The sequence below is a fragment of the Pseudomonas sp. NY15354 genome (assembly GCF_048068075.1).
Classification (GTDB): Bacteria; Pseudomonadota; Gammaproteobacteria; order Pseudomonadales; family Pseudomonadaceae; genus Aquipseudomonas; species Aquipseudomonas guariconensis_C.
The window spans coordinates 1-26942 of the sequence record NZ_JBLUPV010000027.1 but is presented as its reverse complement, the minus strand read 5'-3'; the positions used below and the strand labels follow the sequence as shown (position 1 = coordinate 26942).

Here is a 26942-nt window from a genome sequence, read left to right as displayed (position 1 = left end):
CATATCTTCATAGGTAATGAGCGCGGGCTTTGTGGGCCCTTGCTCGGGTTTTACCTTGGTGCGGGCTCAGCGCCCGCACCTCGGCTTACTGCTGGTGCAACATTTTGAATCAGGTGCCGCTTTGCAGCAGCATGTTACGTACGTGACCGATTGCCTTGGTCGGGTTCAGACCTTTCGGGCAAACGTTTACGCAGTTCATGATCCCGCGGCAGCGGAATACGCTGAACGGGTCATCCAGGGACGCCAGGCGCTCCTGAGTCTTGGTGTCACGGCTGTCAGCCAGGAAGCGGTAGGCCTGCAGCAGCGCAGCGGGGCCCAAGAACTTGTCTGGGTTCCACCAGAACGATGGGCAGGAGGTCGAGCAGCAAGCGCACAGGATGCACTCGTACAGACCGTCCAGCTTGTCGCGGTCTTCCGGCGACTGCAGACGCTCGATGGCCGGGGCCGGCGTGTCGTTCTGCAGGAACGGCTTCACCTTCTCGTACTGCTTGTAGAAGATGCTCATGTCGACGACCAGGTCACGAATGACCGGCAGACCTGGCAGCGGACGCAGAACCAGCTTGTTGCCCTTGACCACCGACGACAGCGGGGTGATGCAGGCCAGGCCGTTCTTGCCGTTGATGTTCATGCCATCGGAACCGCAAACGCCTTCACGGCAGGAGCGACGGTACGAGAAGCCCTCGTCTTGCTCCTTGATCAGTGCCAGCACGTCCAGGACCATCAGATCCTTGCCACCGGTGTCGACCTGGAAGGTCTGCATCTTAGGCGCCGAATCGGTGTCCGGGTTGTAACGATAAACTTCGACTTGCAACATAGCGGCCACCCTTAGTAAGTCCGGACTTTTGGTTCGAAGGCAGGAACTGTCTTCGGCGCAAAGTTGACGCCACGCTTGGCGACGCGCTTCTCACCCGGGTAGTACAGGGTGTGGCACAGCCAGTTTTCGTCGTCACGGTCTTCATAGTCTTCACGGGCGTGAGCGCCGCGGGACTCTTTGCGGGCTTCGGCCGCGATGGCGGTAGCTTCGGCGACTTCCAGCAGGTTCTGCAGCTCCAGCGCTTCGATACGCGCGGTGTTGAAGGCCTGGGACTTGTCGTTGATCTTGACGTTGGCGATACGCTCACGCAGACCAGCCAGCTGAGCGATACCCTTCTGCATGTATTCGCCAGTACGGAATACACCGAAGTAGTTCTGCATGCAGCTCTGCAGCTCGCGCTTGAGGCTGGCAACGTCTTCGCCAGTGGTGCGCTCGTTGAGCTTGTTCAGACGGTTCAGGGCAACGTCGACGTCGGTGTCGCTGGCATCACGGTACTCGACACCTTCGGTCAGCGCCTTCTCCAGGTGCAGACCGGCGGCGCGACCGAAGACCACCAGGTCCAGCAGCGAGTTGCCGCCCAGGCGGTTGGCACCGTGAACCGATACGCACGCCACTTCACCCACGGCGAACAGACCCGGGATGATGTGGTCCTTGCCTTCGGCGTCCATGGTGATGGCCTGGCCATGAATGTTGGTGGCGATACCACCCATCATGTAGTGGCAGGTCGGGATGACCGGAACCGGCGCGACCACTGGGTCGACGTGGGCGAAGGTCTTGGACAGTTCGCAGATGCCTGGCAGGCGGCTGTGCAGCACTTCCTCGCCCAGGTGATCCAGCTTCAGCAGTACGTGGTCCTTGTTCGGGCCCACGCCGTTGCCGGCGATGATTTCCTTGACCATGGAGCGGGCGACAACGTCGCGACCGGCCAGGTCTTTCGCGTTCGGCGCGTAACGCTCCATGAAGCGCTCGCCGTGGGCGTTGATCAGGTAGCCACCCTCACCGCGGCAACCCTCGGTGACCAGAACACCGGCGCCGGCGATGCCGGTCGGGTGGAACTGCCACATTTCGATGTCCTGCACCGGTACGCCGGCACGCAGGGCCATGCCGACACCGTCACCGGTGTTGATCAGGGCGTTGGTGGTCGAGGCGTAGATACGGCCCGCACCGCCAGTGGCCAGAACGGTGGCCTTGGACTTGATGTACAGGGTTTCGCCGGTTTCGATGCAGATTGCGATCACACCGACGAAAGCACCGTCCTGGTTCTTCACCAGGTCAACGGCGTAGTACTCGTTGAGGAAGGTGGTGCCTGCCTTCAGGTTGCCCTGGTACAGGGTGTGCAGCAGCGCGTGACCGGTACGGTCGGAAGCGGCGCAGGTACGGGCGGCCTGGCCACCCTTGCCGAAGTCCTTGGACTGGCCACCGAATGGACGCTGGTAAATACGGCCGGTTTCGGTACGCGAGAACGGCAGACCCATGTGATCCAGTTCGAAGACCGCAGCCGGGCCTTCCTGACACATGTATTCGATAGCGTCCTGGTCACCGATATAGTCGGAGCCCTTGACGGTATCGTACATGTGCCAGCGCCAGTCGTCGTTCGGGTCGGCCGAAGCGATGGCGCAGGTGATGCCGCCCTGGGCAGATACAGTGTGCGAACGGGTCGGGAAGACCTTGGTGACTACGGCAGTCTTGTGACCGCCCTGGGCCAGCTGCAGCGCAGCGCGCATGCCGGCACCGCCGCCACCGATGATGATGGCGTCGAAAGAAATGGTTGGAATGCTAGCCATGGATCAGATACCCCAGAGAATCTGCACACCCCAGACGAAGTACGCGAACATCGCAACGCCGCATACAGCCTGGAACAGGAAACGAATCGCAGTCGCCGACTTGCCGAAGGACATCGGCGTCAGGTAGTCGGTGGCAATGGTCCACATGCCGACCCAGGCGTGAGCGCCCAGGGCAACGAGTGCCAGCAGACTGAAGATACGCATCGCGTTGTTGGAGAACAGACCGTGCCACTGGGCATAGTCGAGACCCGGGTGAACGGCGACGTAGCCGATCAGGAAGATGAAGTAAGCCGCGAGAACGACCGCAGATACGCGCTGCGCCATCCAGTCATAGAGGCCCGAACGCGACAGGTTCGTGACATTAGTTACCATACCCAAACTCCCGCCAGAACGATCAGCACCACGGAGATGACGATCACGATTTTCGAGCCCAGCTTGCCGCCCTCGAGCGTCTCACCGACACCCATGTCCATGATCAGGTGACGTACACCTGCAACGAGGTGGTACAGCAGGCCGGACAGCAGGCCCCAAGTCACCAGTTTGGCCAGCGGACTGGTCAGACACGCCTTCACCTCGGCAAAGCCCTCCTCGGAACCCAGCGACTTGCCCAATGCGTAAAGCATGATGGCCAGGCCAAGGAACAGGATGACGCCGGAGATACGGTGAAGAATGGACGTGTACGCGGTGATCGGGAGTTTGATGGTCCTTAGGTCTAGGTTTACAGGTCGTTGGCTTTTCACGGCTTTTTTCACACTGAAGAGCCCCTAGCTAACAGGGCAAAGTTGTTGGTAAGTGTACTGGTCAGGTACCCACCACCCAGGGAGCGACGACCCCCAGCGGAACGGGCTTGCAAGCCCCTGGCGGTCGGTTGCGGAGTATAGACAGTTAGGCTGCTCATGACAACGTGAGGGGCTAGCCCAAATAGCGCATTGCCTTTAATGAACAAAAGGCGTAAATGGGCGAGAATTTCGTGAAAAATCAGGGCTCAGAGGGCGTTTCAACCAGCCTTTAGGCAAATTGACATTCGAATTTATCCCTCTATAGTGGTGCGGGCCCTGCGTGGGGGGTCTGTCTGATGATTTCAAGCATTAATAGGAGGCCACATGGCTGACAAAAAAGCGCAGTTGGTCATCGAGGGCGCAGCCCCCGTCGAGCTGCCCATTTTAACCGGCACCGTTGGTCCCGATGTTATCGACGTCCGCGGGTTGGGGGCTACTGGTCACTTCACCTTCGACCCTGGCTTCATGGCGACTGCGTCCTGCGAGTCGAAGATCACCTACATCGATGGCGACAAGGGTGTCCTGCTGCACCGCGGCTACCCGATCGAACAACTCGCCGAGAAATCGGACTACCTGGAAACCTGCTACCTGCTGCTCAACGGCGAACTGCCGAACGCCGAGCAGAAGGCCCAGTTCGTCAGCACCGTGAAGAACCACACCATGGTTCACGAGCAGCTGAAATCCTTCTTCAACGGCTTCCGCCGCGACGCTCACCCGATGGCGGTGATGTGCGGCGTGGTCGGCGCCCTGTCGGCGTTCTATCACGACTCCCTGGACATCAACAACCCGCAGCATCGCGAGATCTCCGCGGTGCGCCTGGTCGCAAAAATGCCGACCCTGGCCGCGATGGTCTACAAGTACTCCATGGGTCAGCCGATGATGTATCCGCGCAACGACCTGTCGTACGCGGAAAACTTCCTGCACATGATGTTCAACACGCCGTGCGAGATCAAACCGATCAGTCCGGTGCTGGCCAAGGCAATGGACCGGATCTTCATCCTCCACGCCGACCACGAGCAGAACGCCTCCACCTCCACCGTGCGCCTGGCAGGCTCCTCGGGCGCCAACCCGTTCGCCTGTATCGCCGCCGGCATCGCTGCACTGTGGGGCCCAGCCCACGGTGGCGCCAACGAAGCGGTACTGACCATGCTCGATGAAATTGGCGATGTGTCCAACATCGACAAGTACATCGCCAAGGCCAAGGACAAGAACGATCCGTTCAAACTCATGGGCTTCGGTCACCGCGTGTACAAGAACCGCGACCCGCGCGCCACCGTGATGAAGAAGACCTGCGACGAAGTCCTGAGCGAGTTGGGCATCAAGAACGATCCGCAGCTCGAACTGGCCATGCGCCTGGAAGAGATCGCCCTGACCGATCCGTACTTCATCGAGCGCTCGCTGTACCCGAACGTCGACTTCTACTCCGGCATCATCCTGAAAGCGATCGGCATCCCGACCAGCATGTTCACCGTGATCTTCGCCCTGGCGCGTACCGTCGGCTGGATCTCCCACTGGAAGGAAATGCTCTCCAGCCCGTACAAGATTGGCCGCCCGCGCCAACTGTACACCGGCCACGAGCAGCGCGACATCGTCGACCTGAAAGACCGCAAGTAAGCTCATCGAGCCGAACGCAAAAAGGCTGCCCTCGGGGCAGCCTTTTTTTATGGTGCAGAACGCGTCCCTGCCTCAGGGCTTTTCAGCCTTTTCGCGCAACCCCTTGAGGGTATTGAACGGCGAATCCACCACGAACTTGTTGGCCAGCCAGGACGGCACACTGCCTCCAGGCTCGGTATGCACTTGGTAGGTCACCTCGGTGCTGTCACCCTTGGGCACCAGCTTCCAGAAGCCCTGAACCTGGGCCACACGCACATAGCCCTTTTCCTCCGGCAGGTATTTCGGGTCTTCCTCGAGCTTGCGCACCAGGCTGCCGTCAGCCTCCTCGGTGGTGGTCACGTGCAGGATCGAATCACGCGGCGTCACCGGCCAGGGCGTATTGAAGCGGGTGTAGGTCCAGCTCTGCGCACCTTCCTGCTTGAGCAGCTTTTGCGACTCGCACTCATGGATCCACTTGCAGGCGCCCACAGTGTCCTCTTGCAACGCCTTGACCTTGGCCAGCGGCGCCTTGATCACGGTCACACCGCGATAGGCCTTGTACTTGGAGCCCGGTACTTCGCTGAGGGAAACCTTGATCCCCTCCTCGTCCTTGGCCACCTGCCAGTTCTCGGCCCAGGCAACCGGCGACAGCAGAACACCGACGCCACACAGCAGTGCAATACGCTTGATCGATCTCATCGTTTTGTTCCTTGTTGTCGAAGATCCAACCTGTCACGCCGCCGTCATCTGCTCCAGCCAACCGAGAATCCTGATCGCCTCGTCGCGATCACTGCCACACACCTCCACGTCCGCCTTGAAACCACCACACACCGCCGGCCGCTCAGGCTTACCGAACAGCTCGCAGAGGTTGTCGATGGTCAGATGCAGACACCGCTCGCCCGCAGGCTTGCCCTGGGGCATGCGCGGCATCGGCGAACTGATGGATGGAGCGATGCAGCATGCGCCGCAGCCCTCTCGGCATTTCATGGAACAGGACTCCCAAGAGCAAAACGGGACGAACGTCCCTGGATAGTAACCGCTCAAACATACGTTTGAAATTGCGAAACGGATGAAATCTGCCGTGACCCGGCAGTCAGTTGGAACACCTACTGACGAAACTCGAAATCGATGGCCGCGCCCTCTACGTCATGCCGGCTGTCGTTGCGCAGTTGCAACTGCATTTCGTTATTGATCAGACGCCCATTGAGCTGGAACGGGCTGTCGTCGCTCACCGGTTTTTGCGGAAACATCGACGGCAATAACGGCTTGCGGCGCATCACCGGATCGCCCACTTCAGGCTTGAGCTCGTCGACCATCGCGGCAGGCAAGCTCAGGTCCAACTTTGGCTTGGACAACGGCTTGGTAACGGACTTGGCCAAGGGCTTCTTGCGCACGACCTTGCTGGAAGGCTTGGCCTTGCCCCGGGTCGGCGCCTTGCTCGCAACCTCGCCGGCCTTGCCCGCCGCCTGCTTGCGCACAGGCTTGGACGCTGCCTTGACTTGCGCTGCAGACGCCTTGGTCGCCGGCTGCGCGGCATGCGCCAGGGCACCGGACAAGCACACCGGCGCGAGACAAAGGAACAGGACAAAAGAGCGAAGCGCTTTCATGGACATCAGGGCGTGCTGGAAAAGTGCGTATGCTCTCTGTTCCGTTCGCCCCTGGCAAGATTTACAAGAGTGATCCTGTCGACGACTTGCACAACTGATGGGCCAGCAGACCGAGCGTGATCACGGCTCGCTCGGCCTCCTTGTTCCACGGGATGCCGCAGTTGAGCCGAATGCAATGGTTGAACTGCTCGGTGTTGCTGAAGATCAGCCCTGGGGCGATGCTGATCCCCTGCTCCAGCGCACGCACGTGCAGATCTTGGGTATTGACTCTTCCCGGCAGGCTTACCCAGAGAATGAACCCTCCAGTGGGCCTGGTCATCTGCGTACCCTCAGGGAAATGCTGTTGCACGGCCAACTGATACGCGCTGAGGTTCTTACGGTACTCCTGGCGGATATAACGCAGGTGCCGGTCATAGCCGCCGTTCTCCAGGTAGGCGGCCACACCCATCTGGGTCACGCTGCAGGCCGAATGGGTGGTGAAGGTCTGTAGGCGCTGGATCTCGTCCTGGTAGCGGCCCGCGATCATCCAGCCTACCCGCACCCCGGGCGACAAGGTCTTGGAGAAGCTCGAGCAATAGATGACTCGATCCAGACGATCGAACGCCTTGAGCGCCTTGGTTCGCCCCTGCTCGAACATCAGCTCGCCATAGATGTCGTCCTCGACGATCTGGATATCGAAGTCCGAGGCCAACCGCAGCAACTGCTTTTGTCTGTCCTCAGGAATCGTGCCTCCCAAGGGATTGCTCAGGCGCGGGGTCAGCACCAGGGCCTTGATCGACCATTGGTTGGCGGCCAGTTGCAGTGCTTCCAGACTGATGCCGGTCGACGGGTCGCTGGGAATCTCGATGACCTTGAGCCCCAACAGGTCGGCCAACTGCAGCAATCCATAATAAGTGGGCGATTCGGCAGCGATCAGGTCGCCCGGCCGGGTCAGCACGCGCAACGACATCTGCAGGGCGTCAACGCAACCGTGGGTGACCACCACTTCGCGGGGATCGACCAACACCCCGGCGTCGCGCATGCGAATGGCGATCTGCCGACGCAGCGGCTCGAAGCCCGGGCTGAACATGTAGCTGAAAGCCCGCGGGCTATGAAAGCGCGTCACCTTGGCCAACTGCTGATGCAGTGCCCGCACCGGCAGATAGTCAACGTGCGGGACCGCCGCCCCGAAGGGGAAGACACCGTCTCGCCGCGCCTCGGTCAACACCTGCTGGATGATGCTGGCACGGGTGACCAGCCCGGGCCGCTCGACCCGGGCGATTTCCGGAGTCTGCGCGGTAAGGGCCGGCGTTTGGTGCACGTAGTAGCCCGATTGCGGCCGCGCACGGATCAGACCCTGATCTTCCAGGTTGGCATAGGCCTGCAGCACCGTGGCATGACTGACATTGAGCTGAGCGCTCATCTTGCGCACGGAGGGCACACGCTCACCGGGCTGGTAGACACCTCGACGGATGTCATCGGCCAGTTGCTGGGCAATGCGCTGGTACAGCAGCAGGTTGGTCATGGCGGCTCTCGAAACGCGGACGGGTTCGTTGTTCTTGTGCGACTCAAAGCCGAGTCAGAATACCGTAACAGTTACGAAGTGTACTGGGACAGATTGCAGAATAGTCAACAATACAGTGAGGTAACAATCACAGAATCAACGAACCCACCCTTCACCGACGAACGAAGCAGCCGAAAAACGGTAAGGGCGACGAGAGGGGGCGCACAGCGCCCCGAGGTCAACGCGCTGGCGCGAGCTTGCCCTTGTCATCGGAAAAGACGATTTCTACCCGACGGTTCTGCGCCCTGCCCCGTTCGGACGCATTGGCGTCGATCGGATACTGGTCACCGTACCCTTCGACCTGTATGCGCTTTTCATCCACACCCAGGTCGACCAGCATGTCCGCCACGGCCTGGGCCCGGTCACGCGACAGCGCAAGGTTGTCTTCAGGAAGGCCGGTACTGTCCGTATAGCCTTCGACCCGCACCACCCGACGCGGATTGAGCTGCAGGAACTGGACAAGCTTGAGCACAGTGCGACTGGCAGAGGTCTTGAGTTCGGCCCGGCCGGTGTCGAACAGCACATCGCCCAACGTCATCACCAAACCACGATCGCTTTGCTCGGAAGCCATGGCCGCGATCTGAGCTTCGACCCACTTGCCCTGCTGCTGCACGCTGGCCAACTTGGCTTCGCGCAGCCCCAGTTGCAAACGCTGGCGCTCCAGATCGAGCTTGGCCAGGCGCTCCTGATTGAGGGCCAAGTTGGCATGTTCGGTGGCGATCTCGCTGTAGCGCTTGCTCAAATAAGCATAGTGGCGCACGTCGGAGCCGGTTCCGATGTAGCTGGATAGACGCTCGGCGCGGGCCAGGGATTCACCTGCGCGAATCACATCGCGCGGTGCGCTGCGCAGCACATCGGCATCATCCTTGACCTTCTGGAAGGCGACCGTCGCATCATCGAGCGCCGACTCGCTGCGCTGGCTCGCGCAGCCCTGCAACCCGACCAGCGCCAGCAGCGCCAGTGTAGCCATCGATTGACGACGCATCATGGCTGCACCTCCAACTGCTTGCGAAGACGCTTGACCCGTGTTTGCAGGACCTGAAGCTGCTCTTCGCTCTTCTGCGTCAACACCCGGGCCTCGGCCAGACGTGCATCTAGCTCGGCCTGCTCGGCGCGCATACGCGCGTCACGGTAATCCTCGGTGGCCATGTTGGCCTTGGCTCTCGCCAGCTTGTCTTCGGCCAGTTTCAGTTCCGCCACCTGCTCGGTGGCACCGACGGCCTTGGCCTGTTCCAAGGCCTGCTCGGACAGACGCATCTGCTCGTTGGGCGCGGGATCGTTGGCGCAGCCAGCCAGGCCGAGCATGGCCAAGGCAAGGATCAGTGGTTGGGTTCTCATTGCATTCCTACTGTTTAGGGGCATCCAGAGGCGCCTGCATCTGCGCCTTCCAGCGCTCGACATTGCGCTGCAGCACGGCCTGGGACGCCCCGGAGATCGGCAATTCTGTCAGTTTTTTTGCCAGTTGTCCGCGCAGCCAACTGTCGTTGCAGGCCGAGTTGTGCGACACGGCCAGGTACAACCCGGGCCGATCCACCGGCAGACCACGGGCGATCAGGTCGTTGCCCATGCCCAGGCTCTGGACCATACCCATGCCCGAGTAACGCCCGGCGAGCACATAGTCGACCTGGCCCAGCACCAGCTTCTGGAAGGCCTGGGTCAGATTCTGTGCCGGGGCAAGCTTGAGCTGGGCCTTGGCGAAGGCCTCGAAGGCTGGGGTCAACCGGGCCCGCTCAGAAATACTGCCTTGGTACTGGGCAAGGTCCGCCGGCCCGTCGAACACCAGCGTGGCGTCATGGCGGGTCCAGACCAGGTACTCATTGAGCTGCAACGGCGGATGGATGTAGTCGAGGGCGGTCAACTGCTCGACCTGCATGGGCGTATCGATCAACAGATCCATGCGCCCGCTGCGCACTTCCTCCAGCGCCTGGTCGCGCTTGCCGGCATGCAGCACTTCGACCGACACCCCAAGCTCGGCTGCGACCTGACGCAGCAGGTCGACATTGGCACCGATCAGGTGCCGAGGATCTTTCGGGTCCTGCCAGGAATACGGCGGAGCATCCGGGCTGCCGGTCGCCACCAGGCGTTCGCACTTGCCTGCCGCCACTGCCAATGGCGCCGACAACGCCGCCATACAGGCCAGCACCCTGCCTGCTTTGCGAAACTCCATGTCCTACTCCTTGCAGCCAGAAAAAAGCCCGGCCCTCGTTTCGGAGGGCCGGGCTTCTTTATAAGTGAAGCCGCCGGATCAGACCAGCTTTTCCAACTCTGGAACCGCCTCGAACAAATCGGCGACCAGGCCGTAGTCGGCCACCTGGAAGATCGGCGCCTCTTCGTCCTTGTTGATCGCGACGATCACCTTGGAGTCCTTCATACCCGCCAGGTGCTGGATCGCGCCGGAGATACCGACGGCGATGTACAGTTGCGGCGCAACGATCTTGCCGGTCTGGCCGACCTGCATGTCGTTGGGCACGAAGCCTGCGTCGACAGCGGCGCGCGAAGCACCAACAGCAGCGCCGAGCTTATCGGCCAGGGCGTACAGGTGCTTGAAGTTGTCACCGTTGCCCATGCCGCGACCACCGGAGACGACGATCTTGGCAGCGGTCAGTTCAGGACGGTCGGACTTGGCCAGCTCTTCGCCAACGAAGGCGGACTTGCCAGCGTCGTGCACGGCGCCAACAGCCTCGACGGCAGCCGAACCACCCTCGGAGGCCACGGCGTCGAAGCCGGTGGTACGCACAGTGATGACCTTGACCGCAGCGCTGGACTGCACGGTAGCGATGGCGTTACCGGCGTAGATCGGACGCTTGAAGGTGTCGGCGGACTCGACCGAGATGATCTCGGAGATCTGGTCGACGTCCAGCAGCGCGGCAACGCGCGGCAGGATGTTCTTGCCGTTGGTGGTAGCCGGGGCCAGCACGTGGCTGTAGCCCTTGCCCAGCTCGGCGACCAGGGGCGCTACGTTTTCCGGCAGGGCGTGGGCGTAGGCAGCGTTGTCCGCGACCAGCACCTTGGCAACGCCGGCGATCTTGGCGGCGGCTTCAGCGACACCACCGACGTTCTGGCCTGCGACCAGCACGTGGATATCACCACCGATCTTGGCGGCAGCGGCAACAGTGTTCAGGGTAGCCGGGGCAACGGCACCGTTTTCGTGTTCAGCGACAACCAGGATAGTCATTTAGATTACCTTCGCCTCGTTCTTCAGTTTCTCGACCAGTTCGGCCACCGACTTGACCTTGATACCCGCGCTGCGAGCAGCCGGGGCTTCGACTTTCAGGGTCTTGGTGGTGGAAGCGGTGGAGACGCCCAGCGCATCTGGAGTGACAGTTTCCAGCGGCTTCTTCTTGGCTTTCATGATGTTCGGCAGCGACGCATAGCGCGGCTCGTTCAGACGCAGGTCGGTGGTGACGATCGCCGGCAGGTTCAGCGCGACGGTCTGCAGGCCGCCATCGATTTCGCGGGTGACGTTGAGCTTGTCGCCAGCCACTTCGACCTTGGAGGCGAAGGTGCCCTGGGCGTAGCCAGTCAGCGCGGCCAGCATCTGGCCGGTCTGGTTGTTGTCACTGTCGATGGCTTGCTTGCCGAGGATCACCAGCTGTGGCTGCTCCTTGTCGACCACGGCCTTGAGGGCCTTGGCCACGGCCAGGGAGTTCAGCTCTTCAGCGGTCTCGACCAGGATGGCGCGGTCAGCACCCAGGGCCAGGGCGGTACGCAGCTGCTCCTGGGCAGCAGTCGGGCCGACGGCAACGGCGATGATCTCGGTAGCCACGCCCTTTTCCTTCAGGCGTACGGCTTCTTCCACGGCGATTTCGCAGAAGGGGTTCATGGACATCTTGACGTTTGCAAGGTCGACGCCGGAGTTGTCCGCCTTGACGCGAACCTTGACGTTGTAGTCGACCACTCGTTTGACAGCTACAAGAACCTTCATGGATTCCTCGTTACTCTCCGGTGAAAAGAATGTCGCCTGGGGCATGCCCGGCGATTGCGCGTGGGTACAAGGGCACCTCTAAAAACGTTCCTGGCTGCGGGAAATTTCCTGTGACCGAACAGTCCTGTTTCGACTTCGCCGGCAAAACCGACGGGTCATTTTCTGTCGTGGCGTGTAGACTCCACTACAAAATCGGATTCGGTCCGAAAACCCTGCTCCACGCCTGGTCTTTAGGGGTACACCTGCGCCCGGCGGTCAGCCTACGGCGAGCGTAAAACCGCTCGTATCTTGACCGTAACACCTATTCCGGTCAATACGGCAAATCGGCCAGCCTCCAGCCGCGTTCCAGTGATTTTACTGGGCTCCGGCAAATTCAAACAAACGTTTGTATTGGACCCGCCAAGTGGTGTAGATATAATGCGCGGCCAAGACAAAGCGGTGTAGTCCGTCATCCACGAAGCTACAGCTTACACAGTCGTGCATGGCCCTCCATCACCCAAAAAGACAAGACAAGCAACAGCGATGAGCCTTGAGTAGGAGAGAACCAGTGGAACGCGAATACATGGAATTCGACGTGGTCATCGTCGGCGCAGGCCCGGCGGGCCTGTCAGCCGCCTGCCGCCTGAAGCAGAAGGCCGCCGAAGCCGGTAACGAGATCAGCGTCTGCGTGGTCGAGAAAGGCTCGGAAGTCGGTGCCCACATCCTCTCCGGCGCGGTATTCGAACCGCGCGCCCTGAACGAACTGTTCCCCGACTGGAAGGAACTCGGCGCCCCGCTGAACACCGAGGTCAAGCGCGACGACATCTATGTGCTCAAGGATGCCGGCAGCTCGACCAAGGTCCCTGACCTGTTCGTGCCCAAGACCATGCACAACCAGGGCAACTACATCATCTCGCTGGGCAACCTGTGCCGCTGGCTGGCCCAACAGGCCGAGAATCTGGGCGTGGAAATCTACCCAGGCTTCGCCGCCCAGGAAGCGCTGTTCGACGAAAATGGCGTGGTCCGCGGGATCATCACCGGCGACCTGGGCGTCGACCGCGAAGGCAACCCCAAAGACGGCCTGTACACCCCAGGCATGGAACTGCGCGCCAAGTACACCTTGTTCGCCGAAGGCTGCCGCGGACACATCGGCAAACAGTTGATCAAGCGCTTCAACCTCGACAGCGATTCCGACGTCCAGCACTACGGCATCGGCCTCAAGGAAATCTGGGAAATCGACCCGGCCAAGCACGAGCAAGGCCTGGTGGTGCACACCGCCGGCTGGCCGCTGGACGTGATGAGCGCCGAGAACACCGGCGGCTCCTTCCTCTATCACCTGGAGAACAACCAGGTGGTGGTCGGGCTGATCGTCGACCTGTCCTACGCCAACCCGTACCTCTCGCCATTCGATGAGTTCCAGCGCCTGAAGCACCACCCGGTGATGAGCCAGTACCTCGAAGGCGGCAAACGCATCAGCTACGGCGCACGCGCCATCTGCAAAGGCGGCCTGAACTCGCTGCCGAAGATGGTCTTCAACGGTGGCGCACTGATCGGTTGCGACCTGGGCACCCTGAACTTCTCCAAGATCAAGGGCAGCCACACCGCCATGAAGTCCGGCATGCTCGCCGCCGACGCCGTGGCCGAAGCGCTGCTCGCCGGCCGCGAAGGTGGCGACACCCTCGACAACTACGTCAGCGCCTTCAAGACCAGCTGGCTGTATGAAGAGCTGTTCGCCAGCCGCAACTTCGGCCCTGCGCTGCATAAGTTCGGCCCGTTGCTCGGCGGTGCGTTCAACTACATCGACCAGAACTGGTTCGGTGGCAAGCTGCCGTTCACCCTGCACGACACCAAGCCGGACTACGCCTGCCTGAAGCTTGCAGCCGATTCGCAGAAGATCGACTACCCCAAACCCGATGGCAAACTCAGCTTCGACAAGTTGAGCTCGGTATTCCTCTCCAGCACCAACCATGAAGAAGAACAGCCCTGCCACCTGAAGCTCGCCGATGCCAGCGTGCCGATCGCCAGTAACCTGCCGCTGTACGACGAGCCGGCCCAGCGCTACTGCCCGGCGGGTGTGTACGAAGTGGTCACCCAGGAAGACGGCAACAAGCGTTTCCAGATCAACGCGCAGAACTGCGTGCACTGCAAGACCTGCGACATCAAGGACCCGGCCCAGAACATCACCTGGGTCACACCAGAAGGTGCCGGCGGGCCGAACTACCCGAACATGTAAGGCCGCCCGTTCATGAAAAAGCCCCCAAGGCCTGGCCTTGGGGGCTTTTTCATATTTAGGTTGCAAACGATCACGCCGCGGGGGCTACCGTCCTGTAACGAATCTGCGTGCCGCTCGTATCCAGCCCAAGCTGAGCGAGTCGCTCACGCACATGTGCCAGACAGGCGCCACCATCGGGCAAATAATGCCCGGACGCGTCGTTGATCATCCCCAGCAGGTCCTGCACGGCCATGTGGGACACCACGCGTGCGATGGTGAGCTCTCCGGCACAGACGACCGGGTTGCCGGAGCCGAGTTGGCTATGGCGGATATAGCTGCTGCGGGATGCAGTCTTGTCCCAACGCCTGACGATGATGCTTCCCTGCGGGGTGTAGACCCACGTGTAGGAGTCGATCTCGGTATTGGGCTCAAGATAGACCGGTTTCTTGTCTTTGAGATCGTAGGCCAGAAGCCTGCCTTGGTACTCGCCAATCAGCTGGCAGACGCCATCGAGCGTTTCGGGCTCGTAGGAACGCCAATTCAGCCAATCGGACAGCAGCGGTCGCCAGTTGACCGGATAGGTGTATCCGGCGAAGTCCAGCGGTGTCTGCCCGCCCTCCTCGCGCCAATCCAACCAATTGATCTTGCCCGTCCAGTTTGCGCCTGAGGCTGGCAACAGCCATGGGCTGTCGGATCCGAGCACACGGTTGCGCATGTGGGCATTGACAACCAGATCCAGCGAACTCATCCGCCATGCCGGGCCATAGCCGTCGCTGCTCACCTGATACAGCTCCACGCTGACAAGTTCATCGGCAAAGATCGTGCGCCCCTGGAACATGCCCGCCACGTCCACCTCGGCGACCAGCGCCGAGCCTCGTTCGAAATTCCTGGCCAGAAACTGCTGGTGACGACTGCCGTTGATCGAGAAGTAGACGCTGTCAGCAGTCCCGGCACTGTACTCGTCGCAAACCTGGACATGCAGGGCGAGTGTCTCGACCAACATGCCCGACGCCTTGTTACGCGGTCGCCTCACCTGCCAGCGCGCGGATGGCGAACGCTCGTCCTGAGGCCCCAGCCAGACCTCGCCGTGCACCGACTCCGCACACAGCGCCTGCGCTCGATCGCCAAACGTAAGCGCCCCCTGGGGCGAGAGATGCCATCTTTCGCTCCCCTGGGTGGCAGGCAGACAACGTATGCCCAGACCAAGCACCTGACCGGTGGCGACACTGGTCAGTTTCCCGTCCTTGAACAGCCATTGCATGGCCAGGGTCTCCGGCCCCGAATCAATGCGCACGCCTTTGTCATCGGCCATCAGCAGCGCGTGGTCATGGCCCAGACAGAATGGGAGGCCCACCGGCAGCCCCTCGATTTCGGACTCGCGGCCTTCCTTGCCATCCAGCGAATCGAGCTGTAGGTGCGAAACTTCCACCTCACGGCCACTGGCATCGATCAGACGCAGTGCAACGCCACTGGCCGCTTCCTGGATGTCGGCGATATGCCGAAACCCTTGCAGAAGGTGGGCCCCAGTGAGCCGCTGGCCATCCCCATAGACCACCAGCCAGGCCTGCTCATGATGTACCCGGTCATCGAAGACGCAGGCTTTGCTGCTCCCCCAGTTGATAACGGGCGTACTCATCACTGGGGCATGACCGGAATCAGCCGCTGGCGCGTCGCGCGACACACCCGAAAACAGCATGTCCTGTGGGATTTCCGGCAGTTGCTCGCGCGTCTGCCATTTCACGTTGAAACCGTACATCGATTGTCTCCAAATCCGTTAGATGCGGGCACTTGAATCAAGGACCGAGCAATCTACGGATGTGGAGCACCAGCGGCAGTCAGCGCTGTTCCCTCTCTATAGTGTGAACCCCAGCCCGCGCTCTGTAGGACGCGGGCTGCTTCGCTAAAGTGGCGAGGAGACCGAGCACTGCGTCGCACACACGGGCCTACGATGGCGGAAGTACACCGCCGTCATGAAGCCGACAAGCCCCATGACCATGCAGAACCCTACGCATACCCAGGGGCTCCAAGGCATCAATGCGATCAACGCCAACGGCGTGGTGCTGGCCCATAGGGCGTAGGCGATGTTGTAGGTAAAGGAAATACCCGAAACCCGGATCTGCGCCGGAAACAACCCGACCATCACCGACGGCACCACCCCCACCACGCCACAGGACAAGCCCGCCAGAGCATAGGCCAACCAGGTCCAGCCCAACTGCCCCACCAGGCTTGCATACAACGCCCCGATGCCCAAGGGCAGCAGCAGGCTGTAGATCATCAACGCACGCCAGGCACCGATGCGGTCGACCAGCAGGCCAGCCAATACGCAACCGATGTTGAGAAAGACGATGCCCACGCTGCTCAGGGCGAAGGTATGCCCCGCGGCAATGCCGAAGCGCTGCTGCATCACGGTCGGCGTGATCACGACCAGCACCACCACCGCCGAGGTCAGCACGCAGGTCAGCAGCGCCGCTGGAATCAGCGCGTGGCGATGCTCACCCAGCACACTGCGCAGTGGAAACGCCACCGGCTGCTCCTGGCGCTCGCGCAGGGCCAGGAATACCGGCGTTTCACTCAGCCAACGGCGCAACCAGACGCCGATGACACCAAACACACCGCCCAACAGGAAGGGATAACGCCAGGCGTAGTCGAGGATTTCCTGCGGGCTGTAGACCTGCGCCAGCAAGGTCGCGGTCAGGGCACCCAGCAGATAGCCGAAGGTCAGCCCGGCCTGCAGAAAGCCCAGGGCATAACCGCGTCGGCCCGCTGGGGCGTGTTCGGCAACGAAGGTCCAGGCGCTCGGCACCTCGCCGCCCACCGCAGCGCCTTGAAGGATGCGCAACGCCAGCAGGATCAGCGGCGCGGCATAGCCGATATCGGCATAGGTCGGCATCACGCCGATCAGCAGGCACGGCAAGGCCATCATCAGGATGCTCAGGCTGAACACCCGCTTGCGTCCCAGATGGTCGGCGAAGTGCGCCATCAGGATGCCGCCCAGGGGTCTGGCCAGGTAGCCCGTGACAAAAATCCCGAAGCTCTGCAGCAGGCGCAACCACTCGGGCATCTCGGGCGGGAAGAACAATTGGCTGAGGGTCAGGGCGAAGAACACGAAGATGATGAAATCGTAGATTTCCAACGCGCCGCCCAACGCCGCCAAGCCCAGGGTCCGGTGATCGCCGCGGCTGAACCGGGGCGCACGGGCGGTATCGATGGCAGTCATGGCAAGGTTCCGCAGATCGGCAAAGGGCAAGAGGATAGCAAATGCCCCCCCCTTGCCCCACCCGACTCAGCTTGAGCGGCTGAACACCGTGTGGCCGTAGTTCATGCGCCGGATCGGGCCGCTCTTGCCCACCAGGCTCGCCGGCAGAGGCAACTGCCCGATCACCAGCGGTAGGTCGATGATCGCCATGAACGATTGCAGGGCCTCGTCGTCCGGTACGCGCGGCAGGCTGATGTTCACCGCCTGGCGCTGGGCCTGAGGCACCGCAGGCACCTTAAGGTGCTGGGAGTGGTAGAGCAAGGCATGCTGGATCTGGGTGCTGACCCGGCAGAAGCGCGCCAGGTCGACACCGGCGTGGCTGGCCAGCTCGATATTGCCGATCAACAGGTTGAACGGCTGCAGCGCACTCTGCACCAGGCGCTGCAGGTCTTCGAAGCTCTCCACCGGGGCGATGCGGTAATAGCCCAGGCCATTGAGCATTTTCTCCAGCTGCAAACGCTGGCACGGATGCTCGTCGGCAATGAGGATGCGCAGGGTCTTGTTTGCCATCGTCTGCACCTGGGCAACGAGGGTTGAGGGGATACGCCCTGCCCCTACTGCGCCAGTACAGGCAACCGCCACGACGGGGCCTGGCCGGGGACTTTCCTTGATAGTTGTCGGGAAACCAGGAGAAATCAAGTCGCCAGCATGGGGAATTTTCATTTCCCATCAAGGGTGTAACGCGGCTGATACGGGTGTTTCAGCGCCGTGTCGCAATGGTCAGGATTCCCACTCGCGCATGCGCATGCGGCAGTGTTTCATCGCATTGACAATGTGCTTTTCCACCAGGCTGCGGGAGATCCCCAAACGCTCGGCGATCTGCTGGTGGGAAAGCCCTTCGAGCTTGCGCAGCAGGAAGCTGTCCCGGCAGGGCTTGTTCAGTTCATCCAGCGCGCGCTGCATCAATTCCAGGCGCTGGTCCATCTGCATGCTCTGGGACAATCCAGGCCCATGCCAGCGCTCGTCGGTGTCCAGCACCTCCAGCGGCTCGGCCTGGCGCACCTGATGGCGCCGATGGCGATCGACCACCAGGTTCAGTGCGGTGCGGTACAAAAAGGCGCGCGGGTGTTCGATACGCTGAGCGTCGGTGCGCTCCAGCACTCTCAGGTAGGCATCATGGGCGACGTCCTCTGCCGCCTGGCGGTTGCCCAGGCGCGCGGAAAGGAAACTCACCAGCTCACGATAGTAATGTTCCACGACGGTACCTGGCATTTCCTTGCTCGACACTTGCAATTGGAACACGGGACGAAGTGATATCAATGCGATATATTACAAATTATAATTATTCTCAGCAACAGCCCGCCTCTTCACCTTCTGCGCTTAAATTCCGACACCCAGGCTTCGTCTAACTGTGACCGCCTTGCGCCCCACGATTAGCCGCGCGTGGCCATCACTCCTGGCCGGAAGCCTGCATGAAACGCTTAACCAACACCCGCCGTCGTATCCTGCTCGGTGGCCTGGGCCTGCTCGGTCTGGGCGCCTTGCTGGCCTGGAAGACCCTGCCCTTCGGCGCGCTGCCGGTCAGCACCGTCGAGGTCGTGCGGGGCGATATCGAAAGCAGCGTCACCGCCCTGGGCACCTTGCAGCCCAGGCGTTATGTCGATGTGGGCGCCCAGGCCTCCGGGCAGATCCGCACCCTGCACGTTGAGGTAGGCGACCCCGTGCGCCAGGGCCAACTGCTGGTGGAGATCGACCCGTCCACCCAACAAGCCAAGCTCGACGCCGGCCGCTACTCGATCGAAAACCTCAAGGCCCAGCTGGCCGAGCAACGCGCCCAGTACCGGCTGGCCGCCCAGCAACATGCACGCCAACGCGACCTGGCCGCCGCCGGTGCCACCCGAGAGGAAGACCTGCAAACGGCCCAGGCCCAACTCAAAGTGACCCAGGCCCGCATCGACATGTACCAGGCGCAGATCCGCCAGGCCCAGGCCAGCCTGCGCAGCGACGAGGCCGAACTGGGCTACACGCGCATCTACGCGCCCATGAGCGGCACCGTGGTCGCCGTGGATGCCCGGGAGGGCCAGACCCTCAACGCCCAGCAACAGACGCCGTTGATCCTGCGTATCGCCAAGCTCTCGCCGATGACCGTCTGGGCCCAGGTATCGGAAGCCGACATCGGCAAGGTCCAGCCCGGCATGAGCGCCTATTTCACCACCCTGGCCGGCGGCAAGCGCCGCTGGAGCAGCCGCGTGCGCCAGATCCTGCCGATCCCGCCCAAGCCACTGGATCAGGCCAGCCAGGGTGGCGGCAGCCCGGCCAGCGCCAGCACCGGCACCACCGGCAACAAGGTGGTGCAGTACACCGTGCTGCTGGACGTCGATAACCCCGATGGCGCCCTGATGGCCGAAATGACCACCCAGGTGTTCTTCGTCGCCGGCCAGGCCAAGCAAGTGCTCACCGCGCCCCTGGCGGCGCTGGACGACACCGACGGCGACGGCCTGCGCCTGGCCCAGGTGCTCAATCGCGAAGGCAAGATCGAGCAGCGTCAGGTCCGCACCGGCCTGAGCGACCGCCTGCGCGTGCAGATCCTCGACGGTCTGAGCGAGGGCGAGCGCCTGGTCATCGGTGCCCCGTCCGCCAGCGGAGGTTGAATGTCTGCGCCCCTGATCGAACTCACCGACATCCGCAAGGCCTACGGCGGCATCGACACACCCAAAGTCGAGGTGCTGCGCGGCATCAGCCTGAGCATCCACCCTGGCGAGTTCGTCGCCATCGTCGGTGCCTCGGGCTCGGGCAAGTCGACGCTGATGAACATCCTCGGCTGCCTCGATCGCCCAAGCGCCGGCCGTTATCGTTTTGCCGGCAAAGACGTCGCCGACCTGGACAGCGACGAGCTGGCCTGGCTGCGCCGCGAGGCCTTTGGCTTCGTGTTCCAGGGCTATCACCTGATCCCCTCGGGCTCCGCCCAGGAGAACGTCGAAATGCCGGCCATCTACGCCGGCACCCCTGCCGCCGAACGCCACGTCAGGGCCCACGCCCTGCTCGAACGCCTGGGGCTTGCCAGCCGCACCGGCAACCGCCCAAACCAGTTGTCCGGGGGCCAGCAGCAGCGGGTATCGATCGCCCGGGCCTTGATGAACGGCGGGCACATCATCCTCGCCGACGAGCCCACGGGCGCACTGGACAGCCACAGCGGCGCCGAAGTCATGGCCTTGCTGGACGAACTCGCCCACCAAGGCCATGTGATCATCCTGATCACCCACGACCGCGAAGTGGCCGCACGCGCACACCGGGTCATCGAGATCCGCGACGGGCTGATGATCAGCGACTCGGCCGACGAGGCCCCCGCAACCGAGAGCCACCAAGGCCTGCAAGCCGACGAGCTGCGCCAGCGCCTGGACCGCGGCGCCACCTTGCGCGGCGCCTGGAAAGGCGAGCTGTTCGAAGCCCTGCAGGCGGCCTGGCGGGTCATGTGGATCAACCGCTTTCGCACTGCCCTGACCTTGCTCGGCATCGTCATCGGTGTTGCCTCGGTGGTGGTGATGCTGGCAGTCGGTGAAGGCAGCAAACGTCAGGTCATGGCGCAGATGGCCGCGTTCGGCTCGAACATCCTCTACCTTTCCGGCAAGGCGGCGACCCTGCGAGAACCGGCGGGCCTCATCACCCTGGACGATGTCGCAGCGATCGCCGAGCTGCCCCAGGTCAAACGCATCATGCCGGTCATCGGCGAAGAGCTGATGGTGCGTTACGGCAACAACAGCCAGCAGTTCTATGTCGGCGGCAACAACACCTGGTTCCCTGAGATCTTCAACTGGCCGGTAGTCGAGGGCAGCTTTTTCAGCGAAGCAGACGAAGCCAGTGGCGCCGCCGTGGCGGTGATCGGCCAAAAGGTGAAAGAGAAGATGCTCGACAACCAGCGCGACCCGCTGGGCCAGTACCTGTTGATCGGCAACGTGCCGTTCCAGGTCATCGGCATCCTGGCCGGCAAGGGTGCCAGTTCGGGCGACCAGGACAGCGACGAGCGCATCGTGGTGCCCTACTCCGCCGCCGCCATCCGCCTGTTCGGCCGTTACGACCCCGAATACGTCACCATCGCCGCCCTCGATTCCTCACGCGTGCATGACACCGAAGCGGCTATCGACCATCTGCTGCGTCAACGTCACCAAGGCAAGCATGACTTCGAACTGACCAACGACGCCGCCTTGATCCAGGCCGAGGCACGCACCCAGAACAGCCTGTCGCTGATGCTCGGTGCCATTGCCGCCATCTCCTTGCTGGTCGGCGGCATCGGCGTGATGAACATCATGCTCATGACCGTGCGCGAACGCACCCGCGAGATTGGCATCCGCATGGCCACAGGGGCCCGTCAGCGCGACATCCTGCGCCAGTTCCTCAGCGAAGCGGTGATGCTGTCGATGGTCGGCGGCGTGACAGGCATCGTCCTTGCCCTGTGCATCGGCGCTAGCCTGATGCTCGCGGGCGTCGCCGTGGCGTTCGCCTTGCCTGCCATTCTCGGCGCGTTCGCCTGCGCCGTCGTCACCGGTGTGGTGTTCGGCTTCATGCCGGCCCGCAAGGCCGCTCGCCTCGATCCGGTCAAAGCCCTTACCAGCGTATAACTCATGACCCTGCCCAGCCGCATCAGCCTGTTGACCCTGAGCCTCGCCCTCGCCGCCTGCAGCACACCGCCCGCACCGGATGCCGATATCGCCGCCCCGGCGGCCTGGCACGCCCAGCGCGACGACGGTGCCCGGCCGCTGCCCGACGCTATCTGGTGGAAGGCCTTCGCCAGCCCTGAGCTGGACCATTTGATCGAACGAGCCCTGGCCAACAGCCATGACCTCGCCGCCGCCACCGCACGGGTACGCCAGGCCCAGGCCCGCGCAGTGATCGCGGGTGCGCCTTTGTTGCCCGAGGTGCAGTTCGGCCTGGATGGCAGCCGCCAGCGCCTGCTGCGCGGCGATGGCAATGACCAACTCGATGCCAGCAGCAGCGAACGCACCAGCACCTCGTTCGGCACTCGTCTGAGCGCCAGCTACGAAATCGATTTCTGGGGTGGCCTGCGCGCTGCCCGCGACAGCGCCTTGCATGGCCTGGACGCCAGCCGTTTCGACCGCCAGACGGTCGAGCTGACCTTGACCAGCGCGGTGGCCGACAGTTACCTCCAAGGCCTGGCATTGGAGGAACAGCTGCGCATTGCCCGTCTGAACTTGAGCAACGCCCGTGATGTGCTGACGCTGGTGCAAGCGCGGGAACGATCAGGCTCAGCCACGCGTCTGGAGCTGGCCCAGCAGCGCAGCCTGGTGGCCGCCCAGGAACGCCAGGTGCCGCTGCTCGAGCAGCAATGGCAGGATAGCCGCGTCACCTTGGCCACCCTGCTGGGCGAGCCGGTCCAGCGCCTGCCCGCCAGCCGCGACACCCTCGGCGCCCTGCAATGGCCACACATCGGCAGCGGTGTGCCCAGCGACCTGCTCGGCCGACGCCCCGACATCGCCGCTGCCGAGGCACGCCTGGCGGCAGCCAGCGCCAATGTACAAGTCGCCCGGGCCGCGCTGCTGCCCAAGCTGACCCTCGGCGCCGACCTGGGCAGTGGCGCACGCACCTTCGCCCAGATCCTGGACAGCCCCTATTACACCCTCACCAGCGGGCTGATCGCGCCGGTCTTCAACAACGGCCGCCTGCGCGCGGCCCGCGACCTGGCCACGGCCGAGCAGCAAGAACTGCTGGAAAACTACCGGGCGAGCATCCTGGCGAGCTTCGCCGACGTGGAAAAAGCGCTCAACGCCATTCGCGGCGTGGACAATCAACGCCAGTGGCAGGACGAGGAAGTGCGCCAGGCGCGCATCGCGTTCGACCTGGCCCAACAGCGTTATGCCGCAGGGGCCGAGACCCTGCTCAGCGTGCTGCAGACCCAGCGCACCCTGTATGAAGCCCAGGACCAGCAGGCGCAATTGCGCCTGGCTCGGCTACAGGGCAGCGTGGCGTTGTACAAGGCATTGGGGGGTGGCTGGCAGGTGCCCTCGCGCTGAACGGCATCGGGGCCGCAAAGCGGCCCCTGGACATCGATCAGGACACAATGTTCTTCAGCGACAGATGCCGCGCATACCATGGTCGACGTGGCACCCGCCGCACCAAGTCGCCGATCGCATCATCCTCGCCAAAGGTGATGCGCAGCGCCAGCTTCATGGTCTCGACGTCCATCTCCACCGACTTGCCCGGACGCGTGCCAGGAACCGTGCTACAGCCATGGGTGTCCGGCCCCAGCCAGGGGTCATCGACCTCCACCCAGCGCCCTGGCGCGAACCAGTCCACGCCGTTGACCTGCACACGCCTCACCTGGCCTGGGTGGTAGCGCTCCTGGGCGCGGTACCAGTCCTCGATCCGGTCGTCGATCCAGCCATGGAACCCCCAGAACACCGGGTTCACATGGGAGGAAAACGGGTCGCCAAGAAAGTCGTTGTCCGGCCCGAACCAACGCGCGGCGAAGTCCGCCGGATCGCGTGCGAAAGGCACCGGTGCACCATTGAGCGGATCGCGCGGTACCGAAGCCCAGCACATGTGCAGCCAATCGTGCAGGGTCATTTCCATTTCCGAGCCCAGCGCGCCCAGGCTCAGTTTTGCAAGGTACCGCGGGTCCTGGTACTGCGACTCCCAGACCTGGAAGTTGCTGCAGAACGTCTCGCCGGCCTTGATCGCCGATACCCATTGGCCATAGGGCTCATCGTCCGGCGCCTGCCAACTGGGCGGCACACAGCAGCCATCGTGGTTCTCGTGGTAACGGGCAAAGCCTGCCCGGTCTCGCTCGACGCTCGGCTGCGGCAAGGGGAAGTGCGTCCAGGACGGCAAGTCCTGCAGTTGACGCGCGGCCTGCAACATGTGCCGGTGCATGAACAGAAAATCGATCCCCGAGCCGTTGCGGTGCTTGCGCGGGCCACGGGCGTCGCGCTCACGATCCCTTGGGCCCGGCTGCCAGCCCAGGCCGCGCAAGGCGCCGCGCTGCTGCTCGGACAGGTCATGCCATTTGTCCCGGGTGGCGTGCCACAGCTGATGGAACAAACGGTGCTCGGCGCTGAGCACCCAGGCCTGCATCTGCGGGGTGTAGCCGATGCGCTCGCGCGCCTCGGGGAAACGCCGCTTGAGCGCGACAAAGCGGCTGTCGGCCAACGGCAGGTTCAGTGGTCGATCCAGCCGCTGCAGGCGCCCGCTCAGGGTGCCGGTACCGGCATTGGCGAAATCGCCCCAGACCTCGTCGAGACTGGCAATGCATTCGTAGCTCGGCCCGCCCTGCTGGTTCAGCAACCGCCAGCGCACCTGCGCCGAGGAGGCCCCGACCAGGTCGCCCAACACCCGGTAATGGGCCACCCCGTCGCCACGCAGTCGTTCGCCGGTATCGACGAAACCGCGCAAGCCACGGCCCTTGGTGGCGACATCGAGAAACAGCTCGACGCCTTGCACCGGCAGCCCCTCAAGACCCGACTCGACACCTTCGAAGCGCACGTCCCAGATCCCGCGCAGGTGATCGGCCAGTACCTGCCCGGGGTAGTCGGCCAATTCGACGCTGGCCTCCCCTGGGGTGACGATGTCGTCCTCAGGGTCGTGGGTCAGGGTCTTGTGTGCGTAATACGCCGCCGTACCGGTTGCCCCTGCCACGGCCAGGCCTGCGATGAATCCTCGTCGGGAAATGCCCATTGCGCTTCTATCCGTTCCAGCCACACTGCGGGCTCTGTCCAAGCTAGGACGTAACCTGGGTCGGGAAATTTACTGCCGGGTGAGAGCCCCGTGGGCTGCTTCGCCGCAGCCCACCAAGGCTTGTGATCAACCTGCGCAAACTGCCGCCTGCACAGCCTGGGCAAACCGATCAGCCACGTCGTCGATCTGCTCAGCCGTGATGATCAAAGGCGGCAGGAAGCGCACCACCGCGCCATGGCGTCCGCCGAGCTCCAGGATCAACCCGCGCCTGAGGCATTCGCGCTGAACGTTCGGCGCCAGGGTGCCGTTGGCAGGTGCATGGCCCAGGGCATCGACGGCACCGTCCGGGTCCACCAGTTCGACCCCGAGCATCAAGCCACGGCCTCGGACGTCCCCCAGGTGCGGACAGTCGCGCTGCAGACGCAGCAAATGGCCGCGCAAGCGCTGGCCCATGGCCTCGGCATGTTCGGCCAGCCCCTGTTCGACCAGATACCCCATCACCGCGGAACCTGCCGCCATGGCCATCTGGTTGCCGCGGAAGGTGCCGGCATGGGCGCCGGGCTTCCAGGTGTCCAACCAGTCGCGATAGACCACCACCGCCAGGGGCAGGCTGCCGCCAATGGCCTTGGACAAGGTCACCACGTCCGGCACGATGCCGGCATGCTCGAAGGCGAACATCCGCCCGGTGCGGGCGAAGCCACTCTGGATCTCGTCGACGATCAGCGCTACCCCTGCCTGTTCGGTAATGCGGCGCAGGCCGCGCAACCACTGGATATCAGCCGCAATCACGCCGCCCTCGCCCTGGACCACTTCGACGATCACCGCCGCCGGCAACGCCACACCCGCTTCGGGGTCGCACAGCAGGTTCTCCAGGTAATGCAGGTTGGCCCGCACGCCCGCCTCGCCACCCAGGCCGAACGGGCACCGGTAGTCGTAGGGATACGGCAGGAACTGCACGCCGTGGTCGAGCAGCGCGCCCAACGGCTTTTTCGGCCCCAGGCTACCCATCAGGCTCAGCGCGCCCTGGGACATGCCATGGTAGGCGCCCTGGAAGGCCAGCACGGTGCTACGCCCCGTGGCAGTGCGTACCAGTTTCAGCGCGGCCTCCACCGCATCCGTGCCGGTCGGCCCACAGAACTGGACCTTGGCCTCCCGGCGCAAGGCCTCGGGCAGCACACTGAACAGGTCCTGGACGAAGCGGTCCTTGACCGGTGTGGTCAGGTCCAGGGTGTGCAGGGGCAGCTCGTCGGCCAGCACACGCTGGATAGCCTCGATCACCACCGGGTGATTGTGGCCCAGGGCCAGGGTGCCGGCACCGGCCAGGCAGTCGATGAACTGACGCCCTTCGACGTCCTCGACATGGATGCCACGGGCGCGCTTGAGCGCCAGGGGAATGCGCCGCGGGTAGCTGCGCGCGTTGGACTCCTGCTGCCGTTGGCGCAACAGCAGGGGCGAATCCTCGAACGTGTACAACGCCTGTGGCGCGCGGCTCGGCGGGACGTGGGCAAGGCTGGAGACGATCGACATCGGGAAATCCTCGCGAACAAGCGAATGAGCCCCGCCACGCCCCGTAAGTGGAGGGAGGTGTCGGGTGGTATCGCTTGGGAAACGCTTCAGCGAGGCGAGGATTTAGCCGTCAGGCAGGTTTTTCAGCAGGCGCCCTCTTCGCAGGCAAACCCCACAGGTCCAGCGGCGGCATTGAGAGCAGCGGAAAACCTGGACTGCCCCCCAAAAGTTGGACAATTCTAGCCAGCAACCTGAGTCCTGTATGCGACAGGACTCAGGCCATTGAGCTTCGGTTTGATGCGGGCATGGTTGTAGTAG

25 protein-coding genes are annotated in these 26942 nt (G+C 63.0%); 5 read left to right on the top strand and 20 right to left on the bottom strand.

What is annotated here, in order from left to right:
* Positions 1-109: 109 nt before the first annotated feature.
* Genes ACNFCH_RS20570 through sdhC form a run of 4 tightly spaced genes read right to left on the bottom strand, consistent with a single transcriptional unit; the run spans position 110 to position 3350 of the window.
* Complete coding sequence (locus ACNFCH_RS20570) at positions 110-814, bottom strand: succinate dehydrogenase iron-sulfur subunit (protein ID WP_043211423.1); 705 nt, start codon at positions 812-814, stop codon at positions 110-112.
* 11 nt (positions 815-825) lie between these two features.
* The gene (sdhA, locus tag ACNFCH_RS20565) at positions 826-2598 is read right to left on the bottom strand and encodes a succinate dehydrogenase flavoprotein subunit (RefSeq protein WP_070092886.1); all 1773 of its coding nucleotides are present in this window, start codon (positions 2596-2598) and stop codon (positions 826-828) included.
* A 3-nt stretch (positions 2599-2601) separates the two neighbouring features.
* The gene (sdhD, locus tag ACNFCH_RS20560; protein ID WP_043211427.1) at positions 2602-2970 is read right to left on the bottom strand and encodes a succinate dehydrogenase, hydrophobic membrane anchor protein; all 369 of its coding nucleotides are present in this window, start codon (positions 2968-2970) and stop codon (positions 2602-2604) included.
* Complete coding sequence (gene sdhC, locus ACNFCH_RS20555) at positions 2964-3350, bottom strand: succinate dehydrogenase, cytochrome b556 subunit (RefSeq protein ID WP_023628897.1); 387 nt, start codon at positions 3348-3350, stop codon at positions 2964-2966. The genes sdhD and sdhC overlap by 7 nt, the downstream gene beginning before the upstream one ends.
* A gap of 351 nt (positions 3351-3701) precedes the next feature.
* Here sdhC and gltA point away from each other — a divergent pair, with 351 nt between their 5' ends.
* Positions 3702-4991: a citrate synthase gene (gene gltA / locus ACNFCH_RS20550; RefSeq protein WP_043211428.1), complete on the top strand. Its 1290-nt coding sequence runs from the start codon at positions 3702-3704 to the stop codon at positions 4989-4991.
* A gap of 72 nt (positions 4992-5063) precedes the next feature.
* On the opposite strand, the gene ACNFCH_RS20545 is transcribed toward gltA, so the two are convergent.
* From ACNFCH_RS20545 to ACNFCH_RS20505, 9 genes are all read right to left on the bottom strand, one after another.
* On the bottom strand, positions 5064-5669 hold the full coding sequence (locus tag ACNFCH_RS20545; protein ID WP_337157009.1) for an START domain-containing protein: 606 nt from the start codon (positions 5667-5669) through the stop codon (positions 5064-5066).
* Between the two features lie 33 nt (positions 5670-5702).
* On the bottom strand, positions 5703-5957 hold the full coding sequence (locus ACNFCH_RS20540) for a YkgJ family cysteine cluster protein (protein WP_416743536.1): 255 nt from the start codon (positions 5955-5957) through the stop codon (positions 5703-5705).
* A gap of 119 nt (positions 5958-6076) precedes the next feature.
* Complete coding sequence (locus tag ACNFCH_RS20535; RefSeq protein ID WP_416743534.1) at positions 6077-6577, bottom strand: hypothetical protein; 501 nt, start codon at positions 6575-6577, stop codon at positions 6077-6079.
* Positions 6578-6638: 61 nt separating this feature from the next.
* Positions 6639-8081, bottom strand: a complete 1443-nt coding sequence (locus tag ACNFCH_RS20530; RefSeq protein WP_070092054.1) for a PLP-dependent aminotransferase family protein — start codon at positions 8079-8081, stop codon at positions 6639-6641.
* Positions 8082-8298: 217 nt separating this feature from the next.
* Positions 8299-9108, bottom strand: a complete 810-nt coding sequence (locus ACNFCH_RS20525) for an OmpA family protein (RefSeq protein WP_337157012.1) — start codon at positions 9106-9108, stop codon at positions 8299-8301.
* Positions 9105-9458, bottom strand: coding sequence for a DUF4398 domain-containing protein (locus ACNFCH_RS20520; RefSeq protein WP_196163614.1), 354 nt, complete (start codon positions 9456-9458; stop codon positions 9105-9107). Before ACNFCH_RS20520 ends, ACNFCH_RS20525 begins: the two co-directional genes overlap by 4 nt.
* A 7-nt stretch (positions 9459-9465) precedes the next feature.
* Positions 9466-10287: a substrate-binding periplasmic protein gene (locus tag ACNFCH_RS20515; protein ID WP_337157013.1), complete on the bottom strand. Its 822-nt coding sequence runs from the start codon at positions 10285-10287 to the stop codon at positions 9466-9468.
* A gap of 78 nt (positions 10288-10365) precedes the next feature.
* Positions 10366-11295, bottom strand: a complete 930-nt coding sequence (locus tag ACNFCH_RS20510; RefSeq protein ID WP_337157014.1) for an electron transfer flavoprotein subunit alpha/FixB family protein — start codon at positions 11293-11295, stop codon at positions 10366-10368.
* The gene (locus ACNFCH_RS20505; protein WP_196163612.1) at positions 11296-12045 is read right to left on the bottom strand and encodes an electron transfer flavoprotein subunit beta/FixA family protein; all 750 of its coding nucleotides are present in this window, start codon (positions 12043-12045) and stop codon (positions 11296-11298) included. It abuts the gene before it with no gap.
* A gap of 547 nt (positions 12046-12592) precedes the next feature.
* On the opposite strand from ACNFCH_RS20505, the gene ACNFCH_RS20500 reads away from it, so the two are divergent.
* Positions 12593-14257 carry an electron transfer flavoprotein-ubiquinone oxidoreductase gene (locus tag ACNFCH_RS20500; protein WP_416743530.1) on the top strand — a complete coding sequence of 555 codons (1665 nt, stop codon included), beginning with the start codon at positions 12593-12595 and terminating at the stop codon, positions 14255-14257.
* A 70-nt stretch (positions 14258-14327) separates the two neighbouring features.
* Here the strand turns inward: ACNFCH_RS20500 and ACNFCH_RS20495 are convergent, their stop codons facing one another.
* The 4 genes from ACNFCH_RS20495 to ACNFCH_RS20480 form a co-directional block, all read right to left on the bottom strand.
* Positions 14328-15992 carry a hypothetical protein gene (locus ACNFCH_RS20495; RefSeq protein ID WP_416743528.1) on the bottom strand — a complete coding sequence of 555 codons (1665 nt, stop codon included), beginning with the start codon at positions 15990-15992 and terminating at the stop codon, positions 14328-14330.
* Between the two features lie 144 nt (positions 15993-16136).
* Positions 16137-17453, bottom strand: a complete 1317-nt coding sequence (locus ACNFCH_RS20490; protein ID WP_337157017.1) for an MFS transporter — start codon at positions 17451-17453, stop codon at positions 16137-16139.
* A gap of 66 nt (positions 17454-17519) precedes the next feature.
* On the bottom strand, positions 17520-18002 hold the full coding sequence (locus ACNFCH_RS20485; RefSeq protein ID WP_337157018.1) for a histidine kinase: 483 nt from the start codon (positions 18000-18002) through the stop codon (positions 17520-17522).
* A 210-nt stretch (positions 18003-18212) separates the two neighbouring features.
* On the bottom strand, positions 18213-18689 hold the full coding sequence (locus tag ACNFCH_RS20480; RefSeq protein ID WP_337157019.1) for a sigma-70 family RNA polymerase sigma factor: 477 nt from the start codon (positions 18687-18689) through the stop codon (positions 18213-18215).
* Between the two features lie 215 nt (positions 18690-18904).
* Between ACNFCH_RS20480 and ACNFCH_RS20475 the strand changes: the two genes are divergently transcribed.
* From ACNFCH_RS20475 to ACNFCH_RS20465, 3 genes are read left to right on the top strand one after another with little or no spacing between them, the layout of a single operon-like run.
* A complete protein-coding gene (locus ACNFCH_RS20475) occupies positions 18905-20083 on the top strand; it encodes an efflux RND transporter periplasmic adaptor subunit (RefSeq protein ID WP_416743525.1) in 1179 nt (392 codons plus the stop codon).
* Positions 20084-22048: a MacB family efflux pump subunit gene (locus ACNFCH_RS20470; RefSeq protein ID WP_416743523.1), complete on the top strand. Its 1965-nt coding sequence runs from the start codon at positions 20084-20086 to the stop codon at positions 22046-22048.
* A gap of 3 nt (positions 22049-22051) precedes the next feature.
* Positions 22052-23458: an efflux transporter outer membrane subunit gene (locus tag ACNFCH_RS20465; protein WP_416743521.1), complete on the top strand. Its 1407-nt coding sequence runs from the start codon at positions 22052-22054 to the stop codon at positions 23456-23458.
* Between the two features lie 37 nt (positions 23459-23495).
* On the opposite strand, the gene ACNFCH_RS20460 is transcribed toward ACNFCH_RS20465, so the two are convergent.
* From ACNFCH_RS20460 to ACNFCH_RS20450, 3 genes are all read right to left on the bottom strand, one after another.
* Positions 23496-25118, bottom strand: a complete 1623-nt coding sequence (locus ACNFCH_RS20460; RefSeq protein ID WP_416743519.1) for a twin-arginine translocation signal domain-containing protein — start codon at positions 25116-25118, stop codon at positions 23496-23498.
* A gap of 126 nt (positions 25119-25244) precedes the next feature.
* Complete coding sequence (locus ACNFCH_RS20455; protein ID WP_416743517.1) at positions 25245-26645, bottom strand: aspartate aminotransferase family protein; 1401 nt, start codon at positions 26643-26645, stop codon at positions 25245-25247.
* Between the two features lie 218 nt (positions 26646-26863).
* A partial coding sequence (locus ACNFCH_RS20450; protein WP_416743009.1) for an IS3 family transposase occupies positions 26864-26942 on the bottom strand: 79 nt, incomplete at its 5' end.